This window comes from Citrobacter arsenatis (assembly GCF_004353845.1).
GTDB lineage: Bacteria > Pseudomonadota > Gammaproteobacteria > Enterobacterales > Enterobacteriaceae > Citrobacter > Citrobacter arsenatis.
Window position 1 is genome coordinate 4,591,971 of record NZ_CP037864.1, and the last position, 20,975, is coordinate 4,612,945.

General features: G+C 50.0%; 15 protein-coding genes and 1 other RNA gene. 4 read left to right on the top strand and 12 right to left on the bottom strand.

Annotated elements, in window-relative coordinates; genetic code table 11:
* Positions 1-992: 992 nt before the first annotated feature.
* From tdcG to garP, 12 genes are all read right to left on the bottom strand, one after another.
* Positions 993-2,357 (bottom strand): L-serine ammonia-lyase, encoded by a 1,365-nt coding sequence (tdcG, locus tag E1B03_RS23055; protein ID WP_133087004.1) that lies wholly within the window; start codon positions 2,355-2,357, stop codon positions 993-995.
* Positions 2,358-2,444: 87 nt separating this feature from the next.
* Complete coding sequence (locus E1B03_RS23060; protein WP_003828585.1) at positions 2,445-2,840, bottom strand: enamine/imine deaminase; 396 nt, start codon at positions 2,838-2,840, stop codon at positions 2,445-2,447.
* Positions 2,841-2,853: 13 nt separating this feature from the next.
* Positions 2,854-5,148, bottom strand: coding sequence for a formate C-acetyltransferase (gene pflB, locus E1B03_RS23065; protein ID WP_133087005.1), 2,295 nt, complete (start codon positions 5,146-5,148; stop codon positions 2,854-2,856).
* Positions 5,149-5,176: 28 nt separating this feature from the next.
* Complete coding sequence (gene tdcD, locus E1B03_RS23070; protein ID WP_133087006.1) at positions 5,177-6,385, bottom strand: propionate kinase; 1,209 nt, start codon at positions 6,383-6,385, stop codon at positions 5,177-5,179.
* Positions 6,386-6,416: 31 nt separating this feature from the next.
* Positions 6,417-7,748, bottom strand: coding sequence for a threonine/serine transporter TdcC (tdcC, locus tag E1B03_RS23075; RefSeq protein WP_057067551.1), 1,332 nt, complete (start codon positions 7,746-7,748; stop codon positions 6,417-6,419).
* Positions 7,749-7,770: 22 nt separating this feature from the next.
* Positions 7,771-8,760, bottom strand: coding sequence for a bifunctional threonine ammonia-lyase/L-serine ammonia-lyase TdcB (tdcB, locus tag E1B03_RS23080; protein ID WP_103769838.1), 990 nt, complete (start codon positions 8,758-8,760; stop codon positions 7,771-7,773).
* Between the two features lie 98 nt (positions 8,761-8,858).
* The gene (gene tdcA, locus E1B03_RS23085) at positions 8,859-9,797 is read right to left on the bottom strand and encodes a transcriptional regulator TdcA (protein WP_103767074.1); all 939 of its coding nucleotides are present in this window, start codon (positions 9,795-9,797) and stop codon (positions 8,859-8,861) included.
* Positions 9,798-10,858: 1,061 nt separating this feature from the next.
* An RNA gene (rnpB, locus tag E1B03_RS23095) (RNase P RNA component class A) lies at positions 10,859-11,235 on the bottom strand.
* 32 nt (positions 11,236-11,267) lie between these two features.
* Entirely contained in the window at positions 11,268-12,413 is a 1,146-nt protein-coding gene (gene garK, locus E1B03_RS23100) for a glycerate 2-kinase (RefSeq protein WP_133087007.1), read from the bottom strand.
* Positions 12,414-12,478: 65 nt separating this feature from the next.
* The gene (garR, locus tag E1B03_RS23105; protein WP_103769840.1) at positions 12,479-13,369 is read right to left on the bottom strand and encodes a 2-hydroxy-3-oxopropionate reductase; all 891 of its coding nucleotides are present in this window, start codon (positions 13,367-13,369) and stop codon (positions 12,479-12,481) included.
* A gap of 30 nt (positions 13,370-13,399) precedes the next feature.
* Positions 13,400-14,170 carry a 2-dehydro-3-deoxyglucarate aldolase gene (garL, locus tag E1B03_RS23110; protein ID WP_103769841.1) on the bottom strand — a complete coding sequence of 257 codons (771 nt, stop codon included), beginning with the start codon at positions 14,168-14,170 and terminating at the stop codon, positions 13,400-13,402.
* Between the two features lie 15 nt (positions 14,171-14,185).
* Entirely contained in the window at positions 14,186-15,520 is a 1,335-nt protein-coding gene (gene garP, locus E1B03_RS23115; RefSeq protein ID WP_103769842.1) for a galactarate/glucarate/glycerate transporter GarP, read from the bottom strand.
* A gap of 404 nt (positions 15,521-15,924) precedes the next feature.
* Between garP and garD the strand changes: the two genes are divergently transcribed.
* From garD to E1B03_RS23140, 4 genes are all read left to right on the top strand, one after another.
* Positions 15,925-17,496, top strand: coding sequence for a galactarate dehydratase (garD, locus tag E1B03_RS23125; protein ID WP_103769844.1), 1,572 nt, complete (start codon positions 15,925-15,927; stop codon positions 17,494-17,496).
* A gap of 355 nt (positions 17,497-17,851) precedes the next feature.
* On the top strand, positions 17,852-19,111 hold the full coding sequence (locus E1B03_RS23130) for an ABC transporter substrate-binding protein (RefSeq protein ID WP_103769845.1): 1,260 nt from the start codon (positions 17,852-17,854) through the stop codon (positions 19,109-19,111).
* A 78-nt stretch (positions 19,112-19,189) separates the two neighbouring features.
* On the top strand, positions 19,190-20,134 hold the full coding sequence (locus tag E1B03_RS23135) for a carbohydrate ABC transporter permease (protein WP_003024905.1): 945 nt from the start codon (positions 19,190-19,192) through the stop codon (positions 20,132-20,134).
* A gap of 10 nt (positions 20,135-20,144) precedes the next feature.
* Positions 20,145-20,969: a carbohydrate ABC transporter permease gene (locus E1B03_RS23140; protein ID WP_103769846.1), complete on the top strand. Its 825-nt coding sequence runs from the start codon at positions 20,145-20,147 to the stop codon at positions 20,967-20,969.
* The last annotated feature ends 6 nt before the right edge of the window (positions 20,970-20,975 follow it).

Here is a 20,975-nt window from a genome sequence, read left to right on the forward strand (position 1 = left end):
CTTGGGTGCAGGTGAGCTATTGGAGTAATGAAGAAATCATACGCGCAGGGTCAGAGAAAAACTTCACAAACAAACCCCTGTAATTTCTAAAAGTTAAGAAATAATTTCTCTTTTGATACCATTAAATGTATTAAATTTCTGTTTTTGAAGCAGATCACAACAAAAAATGTGCACTAAGTACTAATGCTTATCAGTTAAGCATTATCGAGAACTTGTGATTCTAGTTCAGGATTCCGTTCACCTCAGCGGTGTCATTTCTCTGAAACGCCGTTACCCGTGAACGTGCAAGGGAGGCTCACCGCCGCCTCCCTTGCAACCCAGGCTCCCGGCGGGAAAATCGTCGCTACGCGATTATTCGCCCCATCCCTGGGGCTCCCCCTTTGGGGCCAGCGCAAGCGCTGTTCAAAATTGCTCCCGGCAATTTTGTTATTCGTCTTATGCCGTCTGCCTGTCGGGTCGGGGCCGAACCTGCATCCTTGCAGGCCGTCCCCTCTGCCCGCATCCCTGCGGGCAGACCCGGTCAGCCGTCAACGACTCATCGATTTTCAGCCGGACCGGGGTCATCGCTTCAATGCTCTGACTTCCAGTGAAACCTGTTTTGCTGATTAAACAAAAAAATGCAGATGGTCAGGTGTGGGCTAGTCCGGCTGAAAATTGCCGACGTGTTTCCGTAAGGCCGGGAGAACCCGTAGGGATGCGGGTTCAGGGCGCGCTTTACAGGGACGTTACATCGCGCCCGGCCCGGAAGCCTGGAGGAATAAGCGGAGGGAACCACGAAGTGGCAATTTTCCGTGCCGGGAGCCGGGATTGTAAAGGGTGCGGCGATAGCACCCTTTACACGTTCACAGGAACCGGTACATAAGAGAAGCAATGAACATAAGGTGAACGGAACAATGTCTCAGATTCATCATCCTGGTCAGTGGATGTTGATGGATTCACTGCCGGATGGCGGCGCTTACGCCTTATCCGGCCTACAAACGCCCCCTTTCATCTCAGGTACAAACCACTTTAATCGCCAGACCACCGCGCGACGTTTCACGGTATTTGTCGTTCATATCTTTGCCTGTTTCATACATGGTCTCGATCACTTTATCGAGCGAAACGCGTGGCTCAGATGTACGACGTAGCGCCATACGCGCAGCGTTGACGGCTTTTACCGCGTTGATCGCATTACGCTCAATGCACGGTATCTGCACCTGTCCGGCGACCGGATCGCAGGTCAGCCCCAGGTTATGCTCCATGGCGATTTCTGCCGCAATACAGACCTGAGACGGGCTGCCACCAAGCAGTTCTGTCAACCCGGCAGCCGCCATTGAACAGGCGACGCCAATTTCCCCCTGACAGCCGACTTCGGCACCAGAAATAGAGGCATTCATTTTATACAGAGCGCCAATCGCCCCAGCCGCCAGCAAATAGCGGGCAATGGAGTTTGCATTCACCGGACGGCGGAACTTGTCGTAATAAGCCAGGACAGCGGGGATAATTCCACATGCACCGTTGGTCGGTGCCGTCACAACTCTGCACCCGGCGGCGTTTTCTTCGCTCACGGCCAGCGCGAACATGTTGATCCAGTCAATCACGTTCATCGGGTCGCTGGACAGGTTATCGCTGGAAACCAACAACCGGCGTAATGCCACGGCGCGACGCGGGACGTTAAGCGGACCCGGCAGGACGCCTTCGGTGTTCATGCCACGCTCAATGCCGGCGTGCATGACGCCCCAGATAGCGGCAAAGCCAGCATCGATTTCCGCTTTGCTGCGCATCGCCAGCTCGTTTTGCATCATCAGGCCGGAAACAGACAGCCCGTTGCGCTCACACAGTTTCAGCAGTTCGCTGGCGGAATGAAAATTGTAGGGCACATGTGCTTCAACATCATGCGCCTGACCAAATTGCTCCTCTTCAACGATAAAACCACCGCCAACGGAGTAATAGGTTTTGCTTAACAGCGTCTCGGTGCTGCTCCATGCGGTGATACGCATGCCATTTTCATGACGTGGCAACGTTTCGGTATGAAAGAGAATATTTTTATCTGGAGTGAAATCGACAACATGCGTGCCCTCTGCAACCGGTAAACGTCCGGTACGGGCCACTTCCTGAATAAAGCCAGCGATTGAATCTATATTAACGTTTTGCGGACTGTTACCGGCCAGTCCCATTATGATGGCGACATCTGTCGCATGACCTTTTCCGGTCAAGGAGAGCGATCCATAAAGATCGACCACAATATGCGTGGTCCTGGAAAGTTCTCCGCTACTGACCAACAGATCGATAAAACTTTTACCTGCGTTCATTGGCCCCACGGTATGGGAGCTGGATGGTCCAATGCCAATCTTAAAAATATCGAATGCGCTAATCATATCCACACCCTCGGATTGCCGTTCAGTGAAGACCAGGTTTCACACTCATTAAGGATCGGGGCGATCCTGCGATCGCCCCGCAAGGGATTACAGCGTATCGCCACGTACGGCGATGGCTTCAATCTCCAGCTTCACATCCTTGGGTAAGCGGGCGACCTGTACGCAGCTGCGCGTAGGGTAGATGGCCTTATGCTCATCAAAGAACTGCTGGTACACCTGGTTAATGGTGGCGAAGTCGTTCAGGTCGGAAACGAAAACGGTCGTCTTCACGATATCGCTCACTTTCAAACCTGCGGACTCGACGATCGCTTTCACGTTTTCCAGGCTTTGACGCGCCTGATCGGCCACGTTTTCTGCCACTTCACCAGTCTGTGGACACACCGGGATTTGACCTGACGTCAACACCATGCTGCCCAGATCCACACCCTGTACGTAAGGCCCGATGGCCCCTGGCGCACATTCGGTTGCAATAACTTTTCTCATAATCCCTCCGGCGTCAGAGCGCCTGGGTGAAAGTACGTGAAATAACATCCTGCTGCTGTTCGCGGGTCAGCGCGTTGAAGCGCACCGCATAGCCAGACACGCGGATCGTCAGGTTCGGATAGTTTTCCGGGTGCTCAATGGCATCCATCAACATTTCACGGTTCATAACGTTAACGTTCAGATGCTGACCACCTTCCACATGCGCTTCATGGTGGAAGTAACCGTCCAGCAGACCGACCAGGTTGGTTTTACGCACCCCGTCCTCTTTGCCCAGCGCTGCCGGCACAATGGAGAAGGTGTACGAGATACCGTCTTTGGCATAGGTGAACGGCAGTTTGGCGACCGACGTTAACGACGCCACCGCACCTTTACGATCGCGGCCGTGCATCGGGTTCGCCCCTGGCGCAAACGGCGTACCAGCGCGACGTCCGTCCGGCGTGTTACCGGTTTTCTGTCCGTACACCACGTTGGAGGTGATAGTCAGAATAGACTGCGTTGGCACCGCGTTACGGTAGGTTGGCAACACCTTAATTTTCTTCATAAAGCGTTCGACCAGGTCGCAGGCAATGCTGTCTACGCGCTCGTCGTTGTTGCCGTATTGCGGATAGTCACCTTCGATTTCAAAATCAATCGCCAGGCCGTTTTCATCACGAATCGGTTTCACGCGGGCGTATTTAATAGCCGACAGAGAATCCGCCGCCACGGACAGACCCGCCATACCGCAGGCCATCGTGCGATAGACATCACGATCGTGCAGCGCCATTAGCGAAGCTTCGTAGCTGTACTTGTCGTGCATGTAGTGGATGATGTTCAGCGCGCTGATGTACTGCACGGCCAGCCAGTCCATAAAGTGGTCCAGGCTCTCCATCACCGTGTCGTAGTCCAGCACGTCATCCATCAGCGGCGCCGTTTTCGGGCCGACCTGGATTTTCAGCTTCTCATCCACGCCGCCGTTGATTGCGTACAGCAACGTTTTGGCGAGGTTGGCACGCGCACCGAAGAACTGCATTTGTTTGCCGATAACCATCGGGCTGACGCAGCAGGCAATGGCATAGTCATCGCTGTCAAAGTCGGCACGCATCAGATCGTCGTTTTCATACTGCAAAGACGAGGTGATGATAGACACCTGAGCTGCGTATTTTTTGAAGGCAATCGGTAGTTGCTCAGACCACAGCACCGTCAGGTTCGGCTCTGGTGCCGGGCCCATGGTGTGCAGCGTATGCAGATAGCGGAACGAGTTTTTCGTCACCAGCGTGCGGCCATCCAACCCCATACCGCCGATAACTTCGGTCGCCCAGATTGGGTCGCCTGAGAACAGAGTGTCGAATTCCGGCGTACGCAGGAAGCGCACCATACGGATCTTCATGATGAAGTGGTCGATCAGCTCTTGCGCCTGCTGCTCATTTAACACGCCCGCTTTGAAATCGCGCTCAATGTAGATGTCGAGGAACGATGCGGTACGGCCCAGTGACATAGCGCCGCCGTTCTGCGATTTCACCGCAGCCAGGTAAGCAAAGTACACCCACTGCACCGCTTCCTGCGCATTACGCGCCGGACGGGAGATATCGCAGCCATATTTCGCCGCCATTTCCTGCATTTGCAGCAGGGCGCGACGGTGTTCAGACAGCTCTTCGCGCAGACGAATCGTGGCTTCAAGATTCTGGCCCCACTCCAGATTCGACTGGAGATCGGCAAACTGCAGTTCACGCTCGCGTACCAGGTAGCAGATACCGTACAGCGCGACGCGGCGATAATCACCGATGATACGACCACGGCCATAGCCGTCCGGCAGACCGGTCAGCACCCCGGATTTACGGCAGCGCAGCATGTCCGGAGAGTAGGCGTCGAATACGCCCTGGTTATGGGTTTTACGCAGTTCAGTAAACTGGTATTCAAAGTCAGCATCCATCTCACGACCATAAGCATCAAAAGAGCTTTTGATCATGTTGATGCCGCCAAACGGATGCAGAGCACGCTTGAGCGGCTTATCCGTTTGCAGACCGACGATTTTTTCCAGTTCTTGTTCAATATAACCCGCATCATGTGCGGTGATCGTAGTGGCAATATTGGTATCGAAATCAACCGGCGCGTGCGTCGAGTTTTCAATACGGATGCCCGCCATGACTTTTTCCCACAGCGCAGTGGTCGCAGGCGTAGCTTCGGCGAGGAAAGATTCATCCCCTTCATAAGGCGTATAGTTGTGCTGAATAAAATCACGGACATTAATTTCTTCTTTCCAGTCCGTACCTTTAAAGCCATTCCAGGCTTCGGCATACAGCATATCGCTGGTATCGATATTTACCTTCATGAAAAATAATCTCTCTGCTGAAATTTAATTATGCAAATTCTACTGGTGTATTAATTTTGCCTAACGCAATAGCATCACGCGCAATCATTTTCTCTTCATTTGTGGGAATTACCGCACAAATAACACGAGCATCTTTATTAGAGATAATTCTTTCGCCATGGGAATTTGGCAGATTATTCATTTCGCTGTCGATATTCACCCCTAAAACGGCGAGATGTTCAATAACCAGACGACGAATTAATACCGAGTTCTCACCTATTCCACCGGTGAAAATAATCCCATCAAGACGATGCAGCGATGCGGCATGTCCGGCGATATGGCGTGCGATACGATGCACAAACGTTTTAATCGCCAGCTGCGCACGCTCATGTCCCTCGTGCCAGGCCTTTTCTAACGTGCGTAAGTCAGAAGACAAACCGGAAATACCCAGTAAACCGGACTCTTTATTCACCACGCGCTCAAGGTCGCTCAGCGTCTGGTTGGTTTCGCTGGCAATCCACGCCATCGCGCCGAAATCGACGTCGCCGCTGCGTGTGCCCATCATCAGCCCTTCCAGCGGCGTCATGCCCATTGAGGTATCAACGCTCTGTCCGTTACGTACCGCACAGATTGACGCGCCGTTGCCCAGGTGCGCCACAACCAGACCTGAGTCATCATGTTGCAGGTCGAGAAGCTCATGCGCTCGCTGAGAAACATAGCGGTGCGACGTGCCGTGGAAACCGTAACGACGAACCCCCAACTCCTCATAATATTTCCACGGTAAACCGTACAGATAGGCCTCAGGAGCCATCGTCTGGTGGAAGCTGGTATCAAATACCGCCACCTGCTGCACGCCTGGAAAAAGGTGCTGAGCGGACTCGATCCCACTGAGGTTCGCATAATTATGTAACGGTGCTAAAGGCGATACCCGGCGAATATTATCGATAACTTCGTCAGTAATAATTGCTGATTCGGTAAAGATATTTCCACCGTGGGCAATGCGGTGGCCAATTAAGGCCACGCTGTCCATTAAATTACGTTTCTCTAGTTCAACGGCAATTGCTTTTAATGCGTCTTCGTAGCTGTGGTGAGCCAGCTTAGCTGGCTCTCCTCCATTAATTGCTATGAACGCATTTTCAGAGTTAATACCGTCCGCGATCCCCGCCATTAAAACATCACAGCTTGCTGCATCCAGCACTGAGAATTTAATGGAGGATGAACCACAGTTAATAACCAGTACTACCGGAAACTCATTCATTTCACTACTCCGCTCATCCTGAGCTTAAGGATTAAAACAGTTTGTAGACAATGTTCAGGATGGTCAGCAGACCAATCACGGTAACAAACACGTTATCCAGACGGCCACGGTATTTCGCCAGTGATGGCGCTTTACGGATGGCGTACATCGGCAGCAGGCAGAGCAGAGAGGCAATAATCGGCGCGCCCATTGCTTCAATCAGGTCCAGGATGTTCGGGTTGGCGTAAGCCACAACCCAGGTGGAGCCCATGATGAAGATCATGCTGATGGTATTAAGTTTGCCGGCAGAAACTTTCGTTTTATCGCCTTTATAACCAAACTTCAGCACCAGACCGTTCAGACCTTCCAGCGTGCCCAGATAGTGGCCGAAGAAAGATTTGAAGATAGCAACCAGTGCGATGATTGAAGCACCGTACTCCAGAACAGTCGCGAAGGTGGACTTCGTACCGGACAGTGAAGCGAAGTGGTTCGCAAGGTAAGACAGCACTGGAATGTTCTGCGCTTTCGCATCTGCCATGTTTGCCGGAGACAGCGTGAACAGGCAGCTAAAGGCGAAGAACATCACCACGGCAACCATCAACATACTGGCGCGGGAGATGATTTTGGAACATTTCTGCTCGGTAAATTCACGACCGTAATCTTTCTCATACTCTTCACGTTTGGAGACCACGAAGGAAGAAACGATAGGTGAGAAGTTGAAAGAGAACACCATGATGGAAATACCCAGCCACACGGTAACCAGGATGCCGTCATGGCCCGTCAGTGCGATATTGCTGAGATCAACCTGATCGATAACCGCAGAGTTCCAGTAAGGAATCAGAGACAGAGAGATAAGCACCAGGCTGGCAATAAACGGCCATACCAGATAGCTCATCACTTTAACCATCAGATCCTTACCAAACCAGATAACGAATGCCATCAGCAGCAGCAGGAACAGTGCCACGAAGCCACGGTTTAACGCGGGCATCTGCAACTGGTTTTCCCAGAAGGTCATAAAGGTGTTGGTAATGGTGACGCCATAAATCCACAGCAGCGGACAAATCGCAAAGAAGTAGAGGAACGTGATAACCACGCCGCCCGTTTTACCAAAGTGCTCTTCAACCGTTTCTGTGATGTTACCGGAAGGATTAGAACCGGAAAGACACAGGCGTGCCAGCGCACGGTGGCAATAGAAGGCGATGGGGTATGCCAGCACCAGCATGATCAGAATGGGGATCAGTCCGCCAAAACCTGCGCGGATAGGGAAGAACAGCACCCCTGCGCCGATGGCTGTACCAAATAAACCCAGTGTCCAGGTGGTGTCCGATTTGCGCCAGGACGACTGCTTTGTCTGGCTGGATACAATGCTATCAGTAGTACTCATATCCTATCCTCAACGAAGTATATTAAGCGTCAACTAAACCAGTAATTTGAGATACACGAGAAAGGTCGATATTACCGCCAGAAATAATGCTGACTGTTTTTCTGTTCTGGATATAGCTATCTAATTTCCCGCTTAATAATGCTGCGCATGCCAGCGCGCCGGCACCTTCAGTCACAACTTTATTTCGCTGAATTAATGCCACCATGCTGTTGCGAATTTCATCTTCGCTGACCAGGACAATGTCATCTACCAACTCACGAACAATTTCATACGTTAAAGTACCCGGGCGGGAAACGTCACAACCATCCGCCAGGGTGCCGGTCGTTCGGTGCGTGGTTATTTCTCCAGCGTGGAAAGAAGCCGCCATGCCATGAACGTTTTCAGACTGTACACCAATAATTTTAATGGTCGGGTTAATAGATTTAATTGCCACCGCAATACCCGCAATCAGTCCGCCGCCGCCAATTGGCACAATCACGTTATCGACATCGTACAGATCTTCCAGAATTTCCAGACCAATAGTGCCCTGACCAGCAATAACTTTCGGATCATCATATGGTGGAATAAAGATACGGCCTTCAGTTTCCACAATCTCGCTAACCTTAGCGATGGTGTCGTTGAAGTTGTCACCGTGCAGCACAACTTCTGCAGAATAATCGCAAGTTGCTGCAACTTTAGACTTCGGCGCGCCTTTCGGCATCACCACTTTACCGTCGATTCCGAGCATGGCGCAGGAAAGAGAAACCCCTTGCGCATGGTTACCCGCAGAGCAAGCCACCACGCCTTTACGTCTTTCAGCGTCGGTTAATGAACTGAGCTTGTTAAACGCGCCACGGATTTTAAATGAACCGGTACGCTGCATGTTTTCAAACTTGAGGAAAATTTCCCCTTTACACTGTTCACTAAAATAGTTTGAGCGAGGCATTCCCGTTTTATAAATTTTCCCCGCCAGTCTTTTTTTCGCTTCGAGGATATCTTCAATTGCAACTGGGAGATCGTATGTAATGTGCATTAGAACCTCTTACTAGGGTATTAAAGTAAATAGATAACCGTAACCATTGTCAGATATAGACAGATGGCGTTTATTTTGTGTTAAAACAAATTCAATCTTTAATCAATTTCAATTAATTGCCTTCGTCTCCGACAATTATATGATGAATACTCTTTGGCTAATTCCACCAAAATAGATGCTGCTTTTTTAATTCGATAATTTTTCGACCATACGGCGGCATAACGCGCGACGGGTAAGGTTTCTTCTACCGGGATAGTAATAAACTGGTTTGAGCCAAACGGTGTGGTCATATCGCAGGGAATTACTGTTAAGAAATCAGCATTGAGAACAAGATTATAAATCGTAACGACGGAGTCTGTTTTAACGATGTTTTCACTGCTGATGCCATTATTTTGTAACGTAGTTAGAAGTTCGCTGTAGTACCCCATATTCGTTTGTGGCAACACCCACTGTTCGTTTTTCAACGCGCTCAGCGAGGTGATGCCGGTGCATGTTCGGGACTTGCTGGCAACCAGGACGAAGTCTGACTCAAAGAGCGGTTCAACATGCAGATCGTGCAGTTTCATCTCATCGCTCAGCGTACCGATGGCAAAATCCAGACGCCCATCACGAATCGCTGGTAAGAACGAGGAGAGCTGAGCTTCATACATAGAAACCTGCGCTTTCGGGAACACCTCTTTGAATTTTTTAATCATCCCGGACATGATGGTGAAGGCAATCAGTGAAGGAAAGCCAAACGACACATCAACGACCGCGTTGCTCGTCATGCTGTTCATCTCATCAACCATGTTTTTCATTTCACGAGTAATGGATTCAGACCACGAGAGCATCACCTGACCAGCCTGAGTCAACGTTACGCCGGTATTTTTACGCACCACTAACTCAATACCAAAATAAGCTTCTACATCATTTATGATTTTGCTGACAGCGGGTTGAGTTAAGCCTAATTCTTTTGCAGCTGAGCCGATAGAACCGCTTCTAATGACTTCCTGAAAGACCACTAAGTGCTGTGTTTTAGGGAGCGTAATAGTATTCATATCGACCTGCTCTAATAACTTTGTTGACGGCAGGAAGTGTACCAAATTAACCGAACGAGGATATGTGCTACTACTCACAAATCCCCTTGACTTACATTTTGTAAGACTATTATTAAAAATAAAACACGTTAATAATCATACAGTTATTAAATATCTATCTCACTTTATCCTGACTTTAATCAAAAAAAGATGGGGGGATAACGATTTTTTATGGCTATAACAACATCATTTTTGCCGCTATTTCTTAAAACCACGAAAGGCTATATTTCAATCAATTACAGAGTAATTATCGGGCAAAACTGCGCTTAAATTTAATAAGCAATTTATCAAATATAATTATATTTTATCGTTTATGGTGATTAAATAACACTATGCATCACATTTTTCCGCGTTATTTGTTTGTAAAGAAACATTGCATTCATTAATATTTAAACTAAAAATCACAATAAATCATCATATGCAACATTACATTAACAGTGATTTTGTGCGACTTTTTAGCAAGTAATTTTGTGATGGAGATCGATTGCGTTCGATTATTCTCTATAAAAACGTATCGCACAGCGTTTTGTGCTAGTCATCACAAAAATGGAAATATCCCACGAGAAATTTCCTCAAATAAAAAACGTTCAGCGCATAAATAAAGGTCAAATAAAGATTCGATGAAGAGGAAATAAACGCCAGAATAGTGTTAAACCAAGCGCAGCGCGACAGGTAAACGTCTGCCGGATGGCGGTATAAACACCTTATCCGGCCTACCAAACCAGTTTCCCCATTCCAGTAGGCCTGATAAGCGCAGCGCCATCAGGAAAACATTTGCCGGATGGCGGTGTAAACACCTTATCCGGCCTACCAAACCAGTTTCCCCATCCCTGTAGGCCTGATAAGCGCAGCGCCATCAGGAAAACATTTGCCGGATGGCGGTGTAAACACCTTATCCGGCCTACCAAACCAGTTTCCCCATCCCTGTAGGCCTGATAAGCGCAGCGCCATCAGGCATGACAACCTGCTCGGTGATTTAAAACGACAAAGCAAAAACCCCGCCGAAGCGGGGTTTTATAAAAGAGTGAAGCTGACCGATAAGCCGGGTTCTGTCGTGGACAGTCATTCATCTAGGCCAGCAATCGCTCACTGGCTCAAGCAGCCTACCCGGGTTCAGTACGGGCCGTACCTTGTGAACCCCTATTTGGCCTTGCTCCGGGTGGAGTTTACCGTGCCACGGACTGTTACCAGCCGCGCGGTGCGCTCTTACCGCACCCTTTCACCCTTACCTGATCCCACTTGCGTGGGCCATCGGCGGTTTGCTCTCTGTTGCACTGGTCGTGGGTTTCCCCCCCAGGCGTTACCTGGCACCCTGCCCTATGGAGCCCGGACTTTCCTCCCCTCCGCCCGTCTCCCCCGAAGAGGACGACGACGAAGCGGCGACTGTCTGGTCAGCTTCGGCGCGCAGTATAGAGGGTTTGCGGGTTAATGTCACCCCGCACTGCGCATTCCTATCGCTAACGTGGCGGCAATGTTTCTTGAAGCGCGATAAATATTATCAAATGCCCCACGGAAGGCCTCTTCCAGCGTGCTGATGCTGGTCAATACGCTAAACACCGCATCGATACCATATTGGTGCACCACCTCCACATCGCGCGTCAGGCTACCACCGATGCCAATGACCGGTTTGTGGTACTTCTTCGCGACATGCGCTACGCCTACCGGAACTTTGCCGTGAATGCTCTGGCTGTCAATCCGCCCTTCGCCGGTCACCACCAACGTACAGTCGTGAATATGCTCTTCCAGATTAAGTGCCTGGGTCACAATCTCGATACCGCTGCGCAGCTCCGCGCCTAAAAAAGCCATTAACGCTGCGCCCATTCCACCTGCCGCGCCGGAGCCGGGAACCTCTTTCACATCAACCCGCAGCGACTTTTTAATGATGTCGGCATAATGAGACAGATTACGATCCAGTTCGAGAATGCGTTCTTCCGTTGCCCCTTTCTGCGGGCCAAAGATGCGCGAAGCGCCAGTATCGCCTGTAAGCGGATTGGTCACGTCACAAGCCACGCGAATTGAACAGGTTTTTAAGCGCGGATCCAGGCCCGAGATATCGATGGTATTCAGACTCATCAGGCTTCCGCCACCGTAGCCAATCTCTGTCCCGTTGGCGTCGCAGAGCTTCGCCCCCAGCGCCTGTACCATACCTGCACCGCCGTCGTTGGTCGCACTGCCGCCAATACCAATAATGATGCTCTGCGCACCGCTATCCAACGCCTGCAAAATCAACTCCCCGGTGCCACGCGACGTGGTGACTAATGGGTTACGCTTTTCAGGAGGAACCAACGCCAGACCGCTGGCTGCAGCCATTTCGATAAACGCAGTTTTACCGTCCCCGGACATGCCCCAGCAGGCATTCACTTTTTCGCCCAGCGGCCCCGTCACCCACGCTGAATGTTCACTCCCTTGCGTCGCGGCAATCATGGCTTCAACCGTTCCTTCGCCGCCATCGGCAACCGGAACAGAAACATATTGCGCATCGGGGAAAATTTCCCGAAATCCTTTTTCTATTGCCTGAGCTACCTCGGTAGCAGAAAGGCTTTCTTTATAAGAGTCTGGGGCAATTACGATTTTCATAGTTATGTAGCCTGACTGTGCCGCGCAAGGCAAGAAATACAGGGCGCGCATCCGCGCCCTTCTTGTTAGCGAGTGACTTCCACTTTCGCCAGTTTTTCGTAGTAGCATGCGAGCGCACTGTGATCGGCAGTGCCCAATCCATCTGCGCGGAGCGCCTGCATCATCTCCATGACTGCAGCCGTCAGCGGCAACTGAGCCCCAACGCCATGCGAAGTGTCCAGCGCGTTCGCCAGATCTTTGATATGCAGGTCAATACGGAAACCAGGCTTAAAGTTACGGTCCATTACCATCGGCGCCTTCGCGTCCAGCACGGTGCTACCCGCCAGCCCGCCACGGATCGCCTGATACACCAGATCCGGGTTCACCCCTGCTTTGGTCGCCAGCGTCAGCGCTTCAGACATCGCGGCAATGTTCAGCGCCACTATGACCTGATTCGCCAGCTTGGTGACGTTACCCGCGCCAATTTCACCGGTATGCACCACGGAGCCAGCCATCGCCTTCAGCAGATCGTAGTACTTGTCGAAAATCGCTTTATCACCACCAACCATCACCGACAACGTGCCATCAATCGCTTTTGGCTCGCCGCCGCTGACCGGCGCATCCAGCATATCCACGCCTTTCGCTTTCAGCGCATCGCTAATTTCACGGCTGGCTAACGGTGCGATAGAGCTCATGTCGATAAGCACCGTGCCCGGCTTCGCCCCTTCAATAATACCGCCTTCCCCCAGCGCCACTTCCTTAACATGCGGAGAGTTCGGCAGCATGGTGATGATCACGTCGCACTGCTCGGCAATATCTTTCGCCGTGGCGGCGGTTTCTGCGCCTGCGGCAATCACTTGTGCAATGGATTCCGGGTTACGGTCAGCAACCACCAGCGAGTAACCTGCCTTGAGGAGGTTTTTACTCATTGGTTTACCCATAATACCGAGGCCAATAAAACCAACTTTCATTGTCATGTCTTTATCTCTCTCTACTGTCGATGGTGGTTATTTCTTAAAAGAATCAGCCAGTTTCTGTGTGGCTGAACGGAACACGCCAAGGTCGCTGCCAACGGCAACAAACGTCGCGCCCCACTCCAGATAACGACGTGCATCCGCCTCTACCGGGGCCAGAATGCCGCTTGGTTTGCCATGGGCTTTCGCGCGGGCAAAAATATGCTGGATTGCTTTCTGCACATCAGGATGTGACGCATTGCCGAGGTGGCCTAACGCCGCAGCCAGATCGCTTGGCCCGACGAAGACACCGTCAACGCCTTCGGTCGCAGCGATGGCGTCAACGTTATCAACGCCCTGCTGACTTTCGATCTGCACGATGATGGTGATGTTCTTATTCGACTGCGCAAAGTAGTCCGGTACGGTGCCAAACATATTGGCTCGATGGGATACGGACACGCCGCGAATACCTTCCGGCGGATAGCGGGTCGATGCCACAGCGTTGAGCGCTTCTTCTTCTGTCTCCACGAACGGGATCAGGAAGTTATAAAACCCGATATCCAGCAGGCGCTTGATAATTACCGGCTCGTTGGTCGGTACGCGCACGACTGGCGCGCTGGCGCTGCCTTTCAACGCCATCAATTGCGGGATAAACGTCGAGATATCGTTCGGCGCGTGTTCGCCGTCCAGCACCAGCCAGTCAAAACCCGCCAGGCCTAAAACTTCGGTACTGATTGGACTAGCCAATGCAGACCAGCAGCCAATCTGAATCTGTTGCGCCGCGAGGGCCGCCTTAAATTTATTCGGGAAAATCGTGTTATTCATCGCCTATACCTTTGTTTATTTCTGCAATTCCATACGTTTAATGTCACCGACAATAAACAGGTAGCAAACCATTGCCATCAGCGCCGAGCACCCTACAAACATCAGCGCAGCATTAAATGAATGCAGCTCGCTCACCAGATACCCAATCACCAGCGGGGTCACGATGGAAGCCACGTTGCCAAACACGTTAAATACCCCGCCGCACAGACCGACAATCTCTTTCGGCGCGGTATCGGAAATCACTGGCCAACCGAGCGCCCCAAAGCCTTTGCCGAAGAACGCCAGCGCCATCAGCGCAACCACCAGGGTGGTGTTATCGGTGTAGTTACACAGAATAATGGTCGACGCGAGCAGCATGCCGAGCACAATCGGCAGCTTACGTGCCAGTGTGATGCTGAATCCACGTTTAATCAGATAATCAGAGAACACGCCGCCGAGCACGCCTCCGGCAAATCCGCACAGCGCCGGAATCGAAGCCACGAAGCCTACTTTCAGGATCGACATGCCTTTTTCCTGAACCAGGTAAATCGGGAACCAGGTGAGGAAAAACCAGGTAATTGTGTTGATAAAATACTGGCCGAAGAACACGCCAAGCATCATACGGTTAGTGAGCAACTGCTTGATATAATGCAGTTTAGGACCACCTGATTTCACATCACCCGGCTTTTTGTGGTCCATATCCACGACCGCGCCGTTTTCAGAAATAAACTTCAGCTCTTCTTGCGACATACGCGGGTGATCGGTTGGGTTATGAATAAACTTTACCCATAGTCCGGTGAGCACAAAACCAATCACGCCCATTACGGTAAACACGTGCTCCCAACCCCAGGCGAAGGTCAGCCAGCCCAGCAGCGGCGAAAACAGCGCCAGGGAAAAATATTGCGCGGAGTTAAAAATCGCAGATGCCGTGCCACGCTCTTTCGTCGGGAACCAGGCCGCCACAATACGGGCGTTCGCCGGGAAGGACGGCGCTTCCGAGAAGCCCAGCATAAAGCGCATGATGAACATTGAAATACCCGCCCAGGCCAGCGGGAACATGTCCACAAAGCCTTGCAGGAAGGTGAACAGTGACCAGAAGAACAGACTGTATGTGTAGACTTTCTTCGAGCCGAACTTATCCAACAGCCAGCCGCCGGGGATTTGCATCAACAGGTAAGCCCAGCCGAAGGCGGAGAAAATGTAGCCCATTGAGATGGCGCTGAGCTGCAACTCTTTGGCCACTTCCGTGCCGGCAATAGATAGCGTCGCACGGTCCGCGTAGTTAACAGCGGTAACGATAAATATTATCAGCAATATTAAATAACGGGTGTGCGTACCTTTCTTTTTCTCGACAACTGTATCCAGAATCATTCTAATTACCTCGAGTACATTAAATTTTTTATTATTATTGAGTAGATATTCCTGGTGATAAATTACTGAGAATTAGAACGCATAATAATTTATCAGACACTATGAAACCGTGATTTAGTATAATCAGCAACGCAACGTTAATCATTGTGCAAGCGCTCATTAAAAACGCGTTATTAAATTAATGTTTTGGGCAAATGCACACATGCCTGGGCGCTAATGCACACATTTACGTATTGCTACCCCTGATGGTACGGCCTTGCTGAGTTTAAGTGATCATCATCACATTCTTCGCCTTAAACTCCTGACATTCTTATTTCACGCTACTGAATCTTTATTACTTACAATTAGATTCAAAATATAAATATCCACACTATTATCACCACCTTGTTGGAGAATACTGGACAATGGCCGACATCGAAATCAGACAAGAATCGCCAACGGCGTTTTATATTAAAGTTCACGAAACAGATAATGTGGCGATAATTGTCAATGACAATGGTCTGAAAGCCGGGACGCGTTTTCCGGACGGACTGGAACTCATTGAGCATATTCCCCAGGGCCATAAAGTGGCACTAATGGATATTCCTGTTCACGGCGAAATCGTGCGTTATGGCGAAGTTATAGGCTATGCCGTTCGCGATATTCCACGCGGCAGTTGGATTGATGAATCAATGGTTGAACTGCCCAAAGCTCCGCCGCTGGAGACACTGCCGCTGGCAACCAAAGTGCCAGAGCCGCTGCCGCCTCTTGAGGGTTATACCTTCGAAGGTTATCGCAATGCTGACGGTAGTGTCGGCACCAAGAATCTGCTCGGTATCTCCACCAGCGTACACTGTGTGGCGGGCGTTGTGGACTATGTGGTGAAAATCATTGAGCGCGACCTGTTGCCCAAATACCCGAACGTTGACGGCGTGGTGGGGCTCAATCACCTGTACGGTTGCGGCGTGGCAATCAATGCCCCAGCCGCCATCGTGCCGATTCGTACCATTCACAATATTGCGCTTAACCCGAACTTTGGCGGTGAAGTGATGGTCATTGGCCTCGGCTGCGAAAAACTGCAGCCAGAGCGCCTACTGGAAGGCACGCACGATGTGAAAAGTATTCCGGTCGACAGCGCCAGCATCGTCAGCCTGCAGGATGAAAAACACGTCGGCTTTCAATCGATGGTTGCCGATATTTTGCAGGTAGCAGAACGTCATCTGACAAAGCTCAATCAGCGCCAGCGTGAAACCTGCCCGGCGTCAGAACTGGTGGTCGGCATGCAGTGCGGCGGCAGCGACGCGTTTTCCGGCGTGACGGCCAACCCAGCTGTGGGTTATGCCTCCGATCTGTTAGTACGCTGCGGCGCGACCGTGATGTTCTCCGAAGTAACCGAAGTGCGCGATGCCATCCACCTTCTTACCCCACGGGCGATTAACGAAGAAGTGGGTAAACGCCTGCTCGAAGAGATGGCCTGGTACGATAACTACCTTGATATGGGCAAAACGGATCGCAGCGCCAATCCTTCTCCGGGCAACAAGAAAGGTGGTCTGGCAAATGTAGTGGAAAAAGCTCTGGGTTCTATTGCCAAGTCTGGCAAGAGCGCGATTGTCGAAGTATTGTCGCCTGGCCAGCGTCCAACCAAGCGTGGCCTGATTTACGCCGCAACCCCCGCCAGCGATTTTGTCTGCGGTACGCAGCAGGTCGCCTCCGGGATCACCGTGCAGGTGTTCACCACCGGTCGCGGTACGCCGTACGGCCTGATGGCCGTGCCGGTGATTAAAATGGCGACGCGTACCGAGCTGGCCAACCGTTGGTTTGACCTGATGGACATCAACGCAGGTACCATCGCCACCGGAGAAGAAACCATTGAAGACGTGGGCCTGAAACTGTTCGAGTTTATTCTCGACGTCGCCAGCGGACGTAAGAAAACCTTTTCAGATCAGTGGGGGCTGCATAACCAACTGGCAGTGTTTAACCCCGCGCCAGTGACCTGATTATCGAAACGAAAGCCAACGAAAAAACGGGGATTTATCCCCGTTTTTTATGTTAATGCGTCAACAGATAAAGTGATAACGTTCGCATTTTCAGAGGTTTTTTTTAACGTCTGTTTTTTTCGATTCAAACCAGAGAAATAAACCTAACACCATGAAATAAAAAGAAATAATATCACCATAGTTTTACGCTATATTTTCGTTTTGATAAAATAGAAACCTACCGAAAGACGCCCTTGTTTTAATGCGATAATCCCCTCTTTTTTACTGCTTTGACTTTCTCCGATGTAAAACAGATTATTCATAGGCTCCTGTAATTTACCTCATAAGCATTCTGACCTGAATAAAGAGGGACGTTATGTATACCCTGAATAAAAATAATGTCGCATTGGCCTGCCTTATTTCCTGTTTACTGGCAACACCTGTCGTCGCAAGTGCTGAAGGCCAGTCGGAAGCAAAGCCTGTTAAATTACGCTACACGCTATGGGATCGAAATCAACTCCCTGGTGAACAACAGCTCGTTAATGAATTTGAAAAAAACAACCCTGGCATTAAAGTTGAAATTGAATTAACGCCTTATGACCAATATTTTATCAAGCTAAGTTCAGCAGTCGGTGGAAATGTAGCACCGGATATATTCTGGATGAACATGCCTAATTTTCAGCAATATGTTAAGAATGGCATGCTGGAACCACTGAGTAATTATCTGAAAGATAAATCAGCACCGAAACTGGATGATTTCGTAAAAAGTTCAGTCGATGCCTATCAATACCAGTCGCAGCAATATGCCATCCCAAGGGATATTGATGCAATTGCCGTCTGGTACAACAAAAAAATGTTCGATCAGGCTGGCGTAAGCTATCCCGATAAAAACTGGACGTGGGACGATTTAAAACAAAAATCAGCGCAGTTGCGCAAAGGGTTGGATAAACAGTCTTATCCGCTGGCAATGGAATTTAGCAGCGGACAGGACAGTTACTTTAACCTGCTATTACAGGCTGGCGATAAGATTGTCCTGCCTGAAGGCAAAACGGATGTTGCCAATGACAAAGCCATCGCCGTTTATCGCGATGTTCAAGGCATGCTGAATGCGGGGCTAATCCAACCGCCAGGCGAGATGGAAGCCTCAGATGTCTTCCAGTCAAACCGGGTGGCCATGGTCTACGCAGGCTCATGGTGGGCATTACCTTTCTCTCAAAACGAGCTGATTAAAGATCACATTGGCGTAGTACCAATGCCTAAAATGGCAGAGCAGGCCGGTGTATCTCATAGCCTGGCATTTGCCATGTCAGCAAAAAGTCAGCATAAAGATGCGGCGTGGAAGTTCATTGAGTTCATGAGCTCTGAGCATGCTCAGCAGACTCTGGCTACGGGAAAAGTCGTGATCCCCGCTAACCAAAATGTGGCCAAAGAGTGGGCTGAAGGCTTTAAGGGTATCGATGTTTCAGCCTATATCGATTCATTGGCTTTCTCACATAAATATCCAACCGCAGGCTCCAATACTGCCAAGTGGAATAGCATCCTGAATGATGGTTTGAAAAAAGTCTGGACGGGTAATGACCCGGAGAAAGTCATGCCTGGCGTTGCTAAACGCGTTGAACGAGAAATGCAGAAATAATCCTGAGGGAGCCATGCTCCCTCTCGCCTTCGCCCACGCAATATATTTTGGTTGCACAGTGAGCATCCCGGAGTCTGTATGAGCTATTCAGATGAAGCCGCATCCCCGCAATTACCGGCCAGGGAAGTGCAAAAAAAATCCCTGACTAAGCTGGAAAAAGAAGAACGCTTCTGGGGATGGATAATGATTATGCCGCTACTGGCGGGATTAATTGTTTTTTACTTTACTCCGTTCTTCCAGAACGTTTTCTATAGTTTCACCGATCTTGGCGAGTTTCAGATCTGGACCACGATCAGCTTAGATAACTATATTAATTTATTCAGTGATGATGAGTTTCGTTCAGCAATATATAACACCCTGGCCTATGTTTTTATTTGCGTACCGATAATCACCGTTTTGTCATTACTACTCGCAATTGGCCTGAATCAGGCTATTCGCGGTCAGTGGTTGTTTCGCACGCTGTTATTTCTGCCCGCTGTCACTATGCCTGCAGCTATTGCGATGGTCTGGCAGTGGTTGATGAACCGAAACTTCGGCTTAATTAATCAGATCCTAGCTTTTTTCGATCTTCCAGCCATCGGTTGGTTATCCGATCCCGATGTCGTCCGCCTGAGCGCCTCGCTGGTGATCATCTGGTCGGCTATTGCACTCAAGATGATCATTCTGCTCGCAGGATTGCAGGGGATCCCCAAACAAATTTATGAAGCGATGTCGCTGGATGGCATCAGCAAACTGCGTGGATTCTGGTCTATTACCTTACCGTTAATGATACCAACGCTGTTTTTCGTACTGGTGATCTCCTTTATCGAAACGTTGCAAATTTTCGATGTGGTTTATCTGCTGTTTGGCAGTTCATCCATGGTGGACGATCAGACGATGACCATCGCCTATCTCTTCTATAAATACGCCTTTATTTACCATGAAAAAGGGTATGCCTCAGCGATCGCCGTGGTGATCTTCGTTATCACGATGGTCCTGACGCTGCTGCAGATATGGATTGGTAAACGGCTTAAAGCTCAGTGAGGCAACCACGATGTTCATGACAAAACGTGAAAAATGGCTAATTTACGGCCTGATGATCCTCGCGACGCTGGTAACGGTGGTTCCCTTCATCTGGATGATCATCACCTCTTTTAAAACCCAGGCAGAAAGCATCGCCTTTCCGCCAATCCTGCTACCCGCCAACCCAGGGTTTCAGGCTTACGGTAAAATCTTGCATGAGATGCCTTTTGGCAGCTTTTACTTTAACTCGATCGTCTCCACGCTGGTCATCGTCATTTTGCAGACGCTGATTGCAGCAATGGCGGCGTACGGTTTCTCCCGGCTGCGTTTTAAAGGGCGTGATGTCCTGTTTATGCTGTGTATTTCGATTCTGATGGTACCTGGGCAAATCTTTTTGATCCCACAGTTTTTAACCATTGAAAAAATCGGTTTGCTGAACTCAATTCCTGGGTTGGTGTTACCGGGCCTATTTAGTATTTATAGCGCCTTTTTATTGCGTCAGTTTTTTCTGTCAGTACCTAAAGAACTGGAAGAGGCTGCCATTATGGATGGATATAACCATCTGACCATTTTCTTCAAAATTATGCTGCCATTAATTAAACCAGGGCTGATTGCCTGCGTCATTATTAACGGATTGTGGAGCTGGAATAACTTAATGTGGCCACTGATCGTCAACACATCCATGGATAAAATGACATTGCCGGTGGGGTTAGCCTCGCTGTCCGGACGCTCAGGCGTGGAATATCCGATGTTAATGGCAGGCGCATTGCTGGCTATTATCCCGATGTTGTTACTTTATATCTTCTTCCAGCGCTATTTTATTCGCGGCATCGCTGGTGCCGGAATTAAAGGATAAGGGGCA

Coding starts and splice junctions, on each gene's coding strand:
- tdcG (WP_133087004.1), bottom strand. CDS start 2,357: ATGATTAGCGCATTCGATATTTTTAAGATTGGCATTGGACCATCCAGC.
- E1B03_RS23060 (WP_003828585.1), bottom strand. CDS start 2,840: ATGAGAAAAGTTATTGCAACCGAATGTGCGCCAGGGGCCATCGGGCCT.
- pflB (WP_133087005.1), bottom strand. CDS start 5,148: ATGAAGGTAAATATCGATACCAGCGATATGCTGTATGCCGAAGCCTGG.
- tdcD (WP_133087006.1), bottom strand. CDS start 6,385: ATGAATGAGTTTCCGGTAGTACTGGTTATTAACTGTGGTTCATCCTCC.
- tdcC (WP_057067551.1), bottom strand. CDS start 7,748: ATGAGTACTACTGATAGCATTGTATCCAGCCAGACAAAGCAGTCGTCC.
- tdcB (WP_103769838.1), bottom strand. CDS start 8,760: ATGCACATTACATACGATCTCCCAGTTGCAATTGAAGATATCCTCGAA.
- tdcA (WP_103767074.1), bottom strand. CDS start 9,797: ATGAATACTATTACGCTCCCTAAAACACAGCACTTAGTGGTCTTTCAG.
- garK (WP_133087007.1), bottom strand. CDS start 12,413: ATGAAAATCGTAATTGCCCCAGACTCTTATAAAGAAAGCCTTTCTGCT.
- garR (WP_103769840.1), bottom strand. CDS start 13,369: ATGACAATGAAAGTTGGTTTTATTGGCCTCGGTATTATGGGTAAACCA.
- garL (WP_103769841.1), bottom strand. CDS start 14,170: ATGAATAACACGATTTTCCCGAATAAATTTAAGGCGGCCCTCGCGGCG.
- garP (WP_103769842.1), bottom strand. CDS start 15,520: ATGATTCTGGATACAGTTGTCGAGAAAAAGAAAGGTACGCACACCCGT.
- garD (WP_103769844.1), top strand. CDS start 15,925: ATGGCCGACATCGAAATCAGACAAGAATCGCCAACGGCGTTTTATATT.
- E1B03_RS23130 (WP_103769845.1), top strand. CDS start 17,852: ATGTATACCCTGAATAAAAATAATGTCGCATTGGCCTGCCTTATTTCC.
- E1B03_RS23135 (WP_003024905.1), top strand. CDS start 19,190: ATGAGCTATTCAGATGAAGCCGCATCCCCGCAATTACCGGCCAGGGAA.
- E1B03_RS23140 (WP_103769846.1), top strand. CDS start 20,145: ATGTTCATGACAAAACGTGAAAAATGGCTAATTTACGGCCTGATGATC.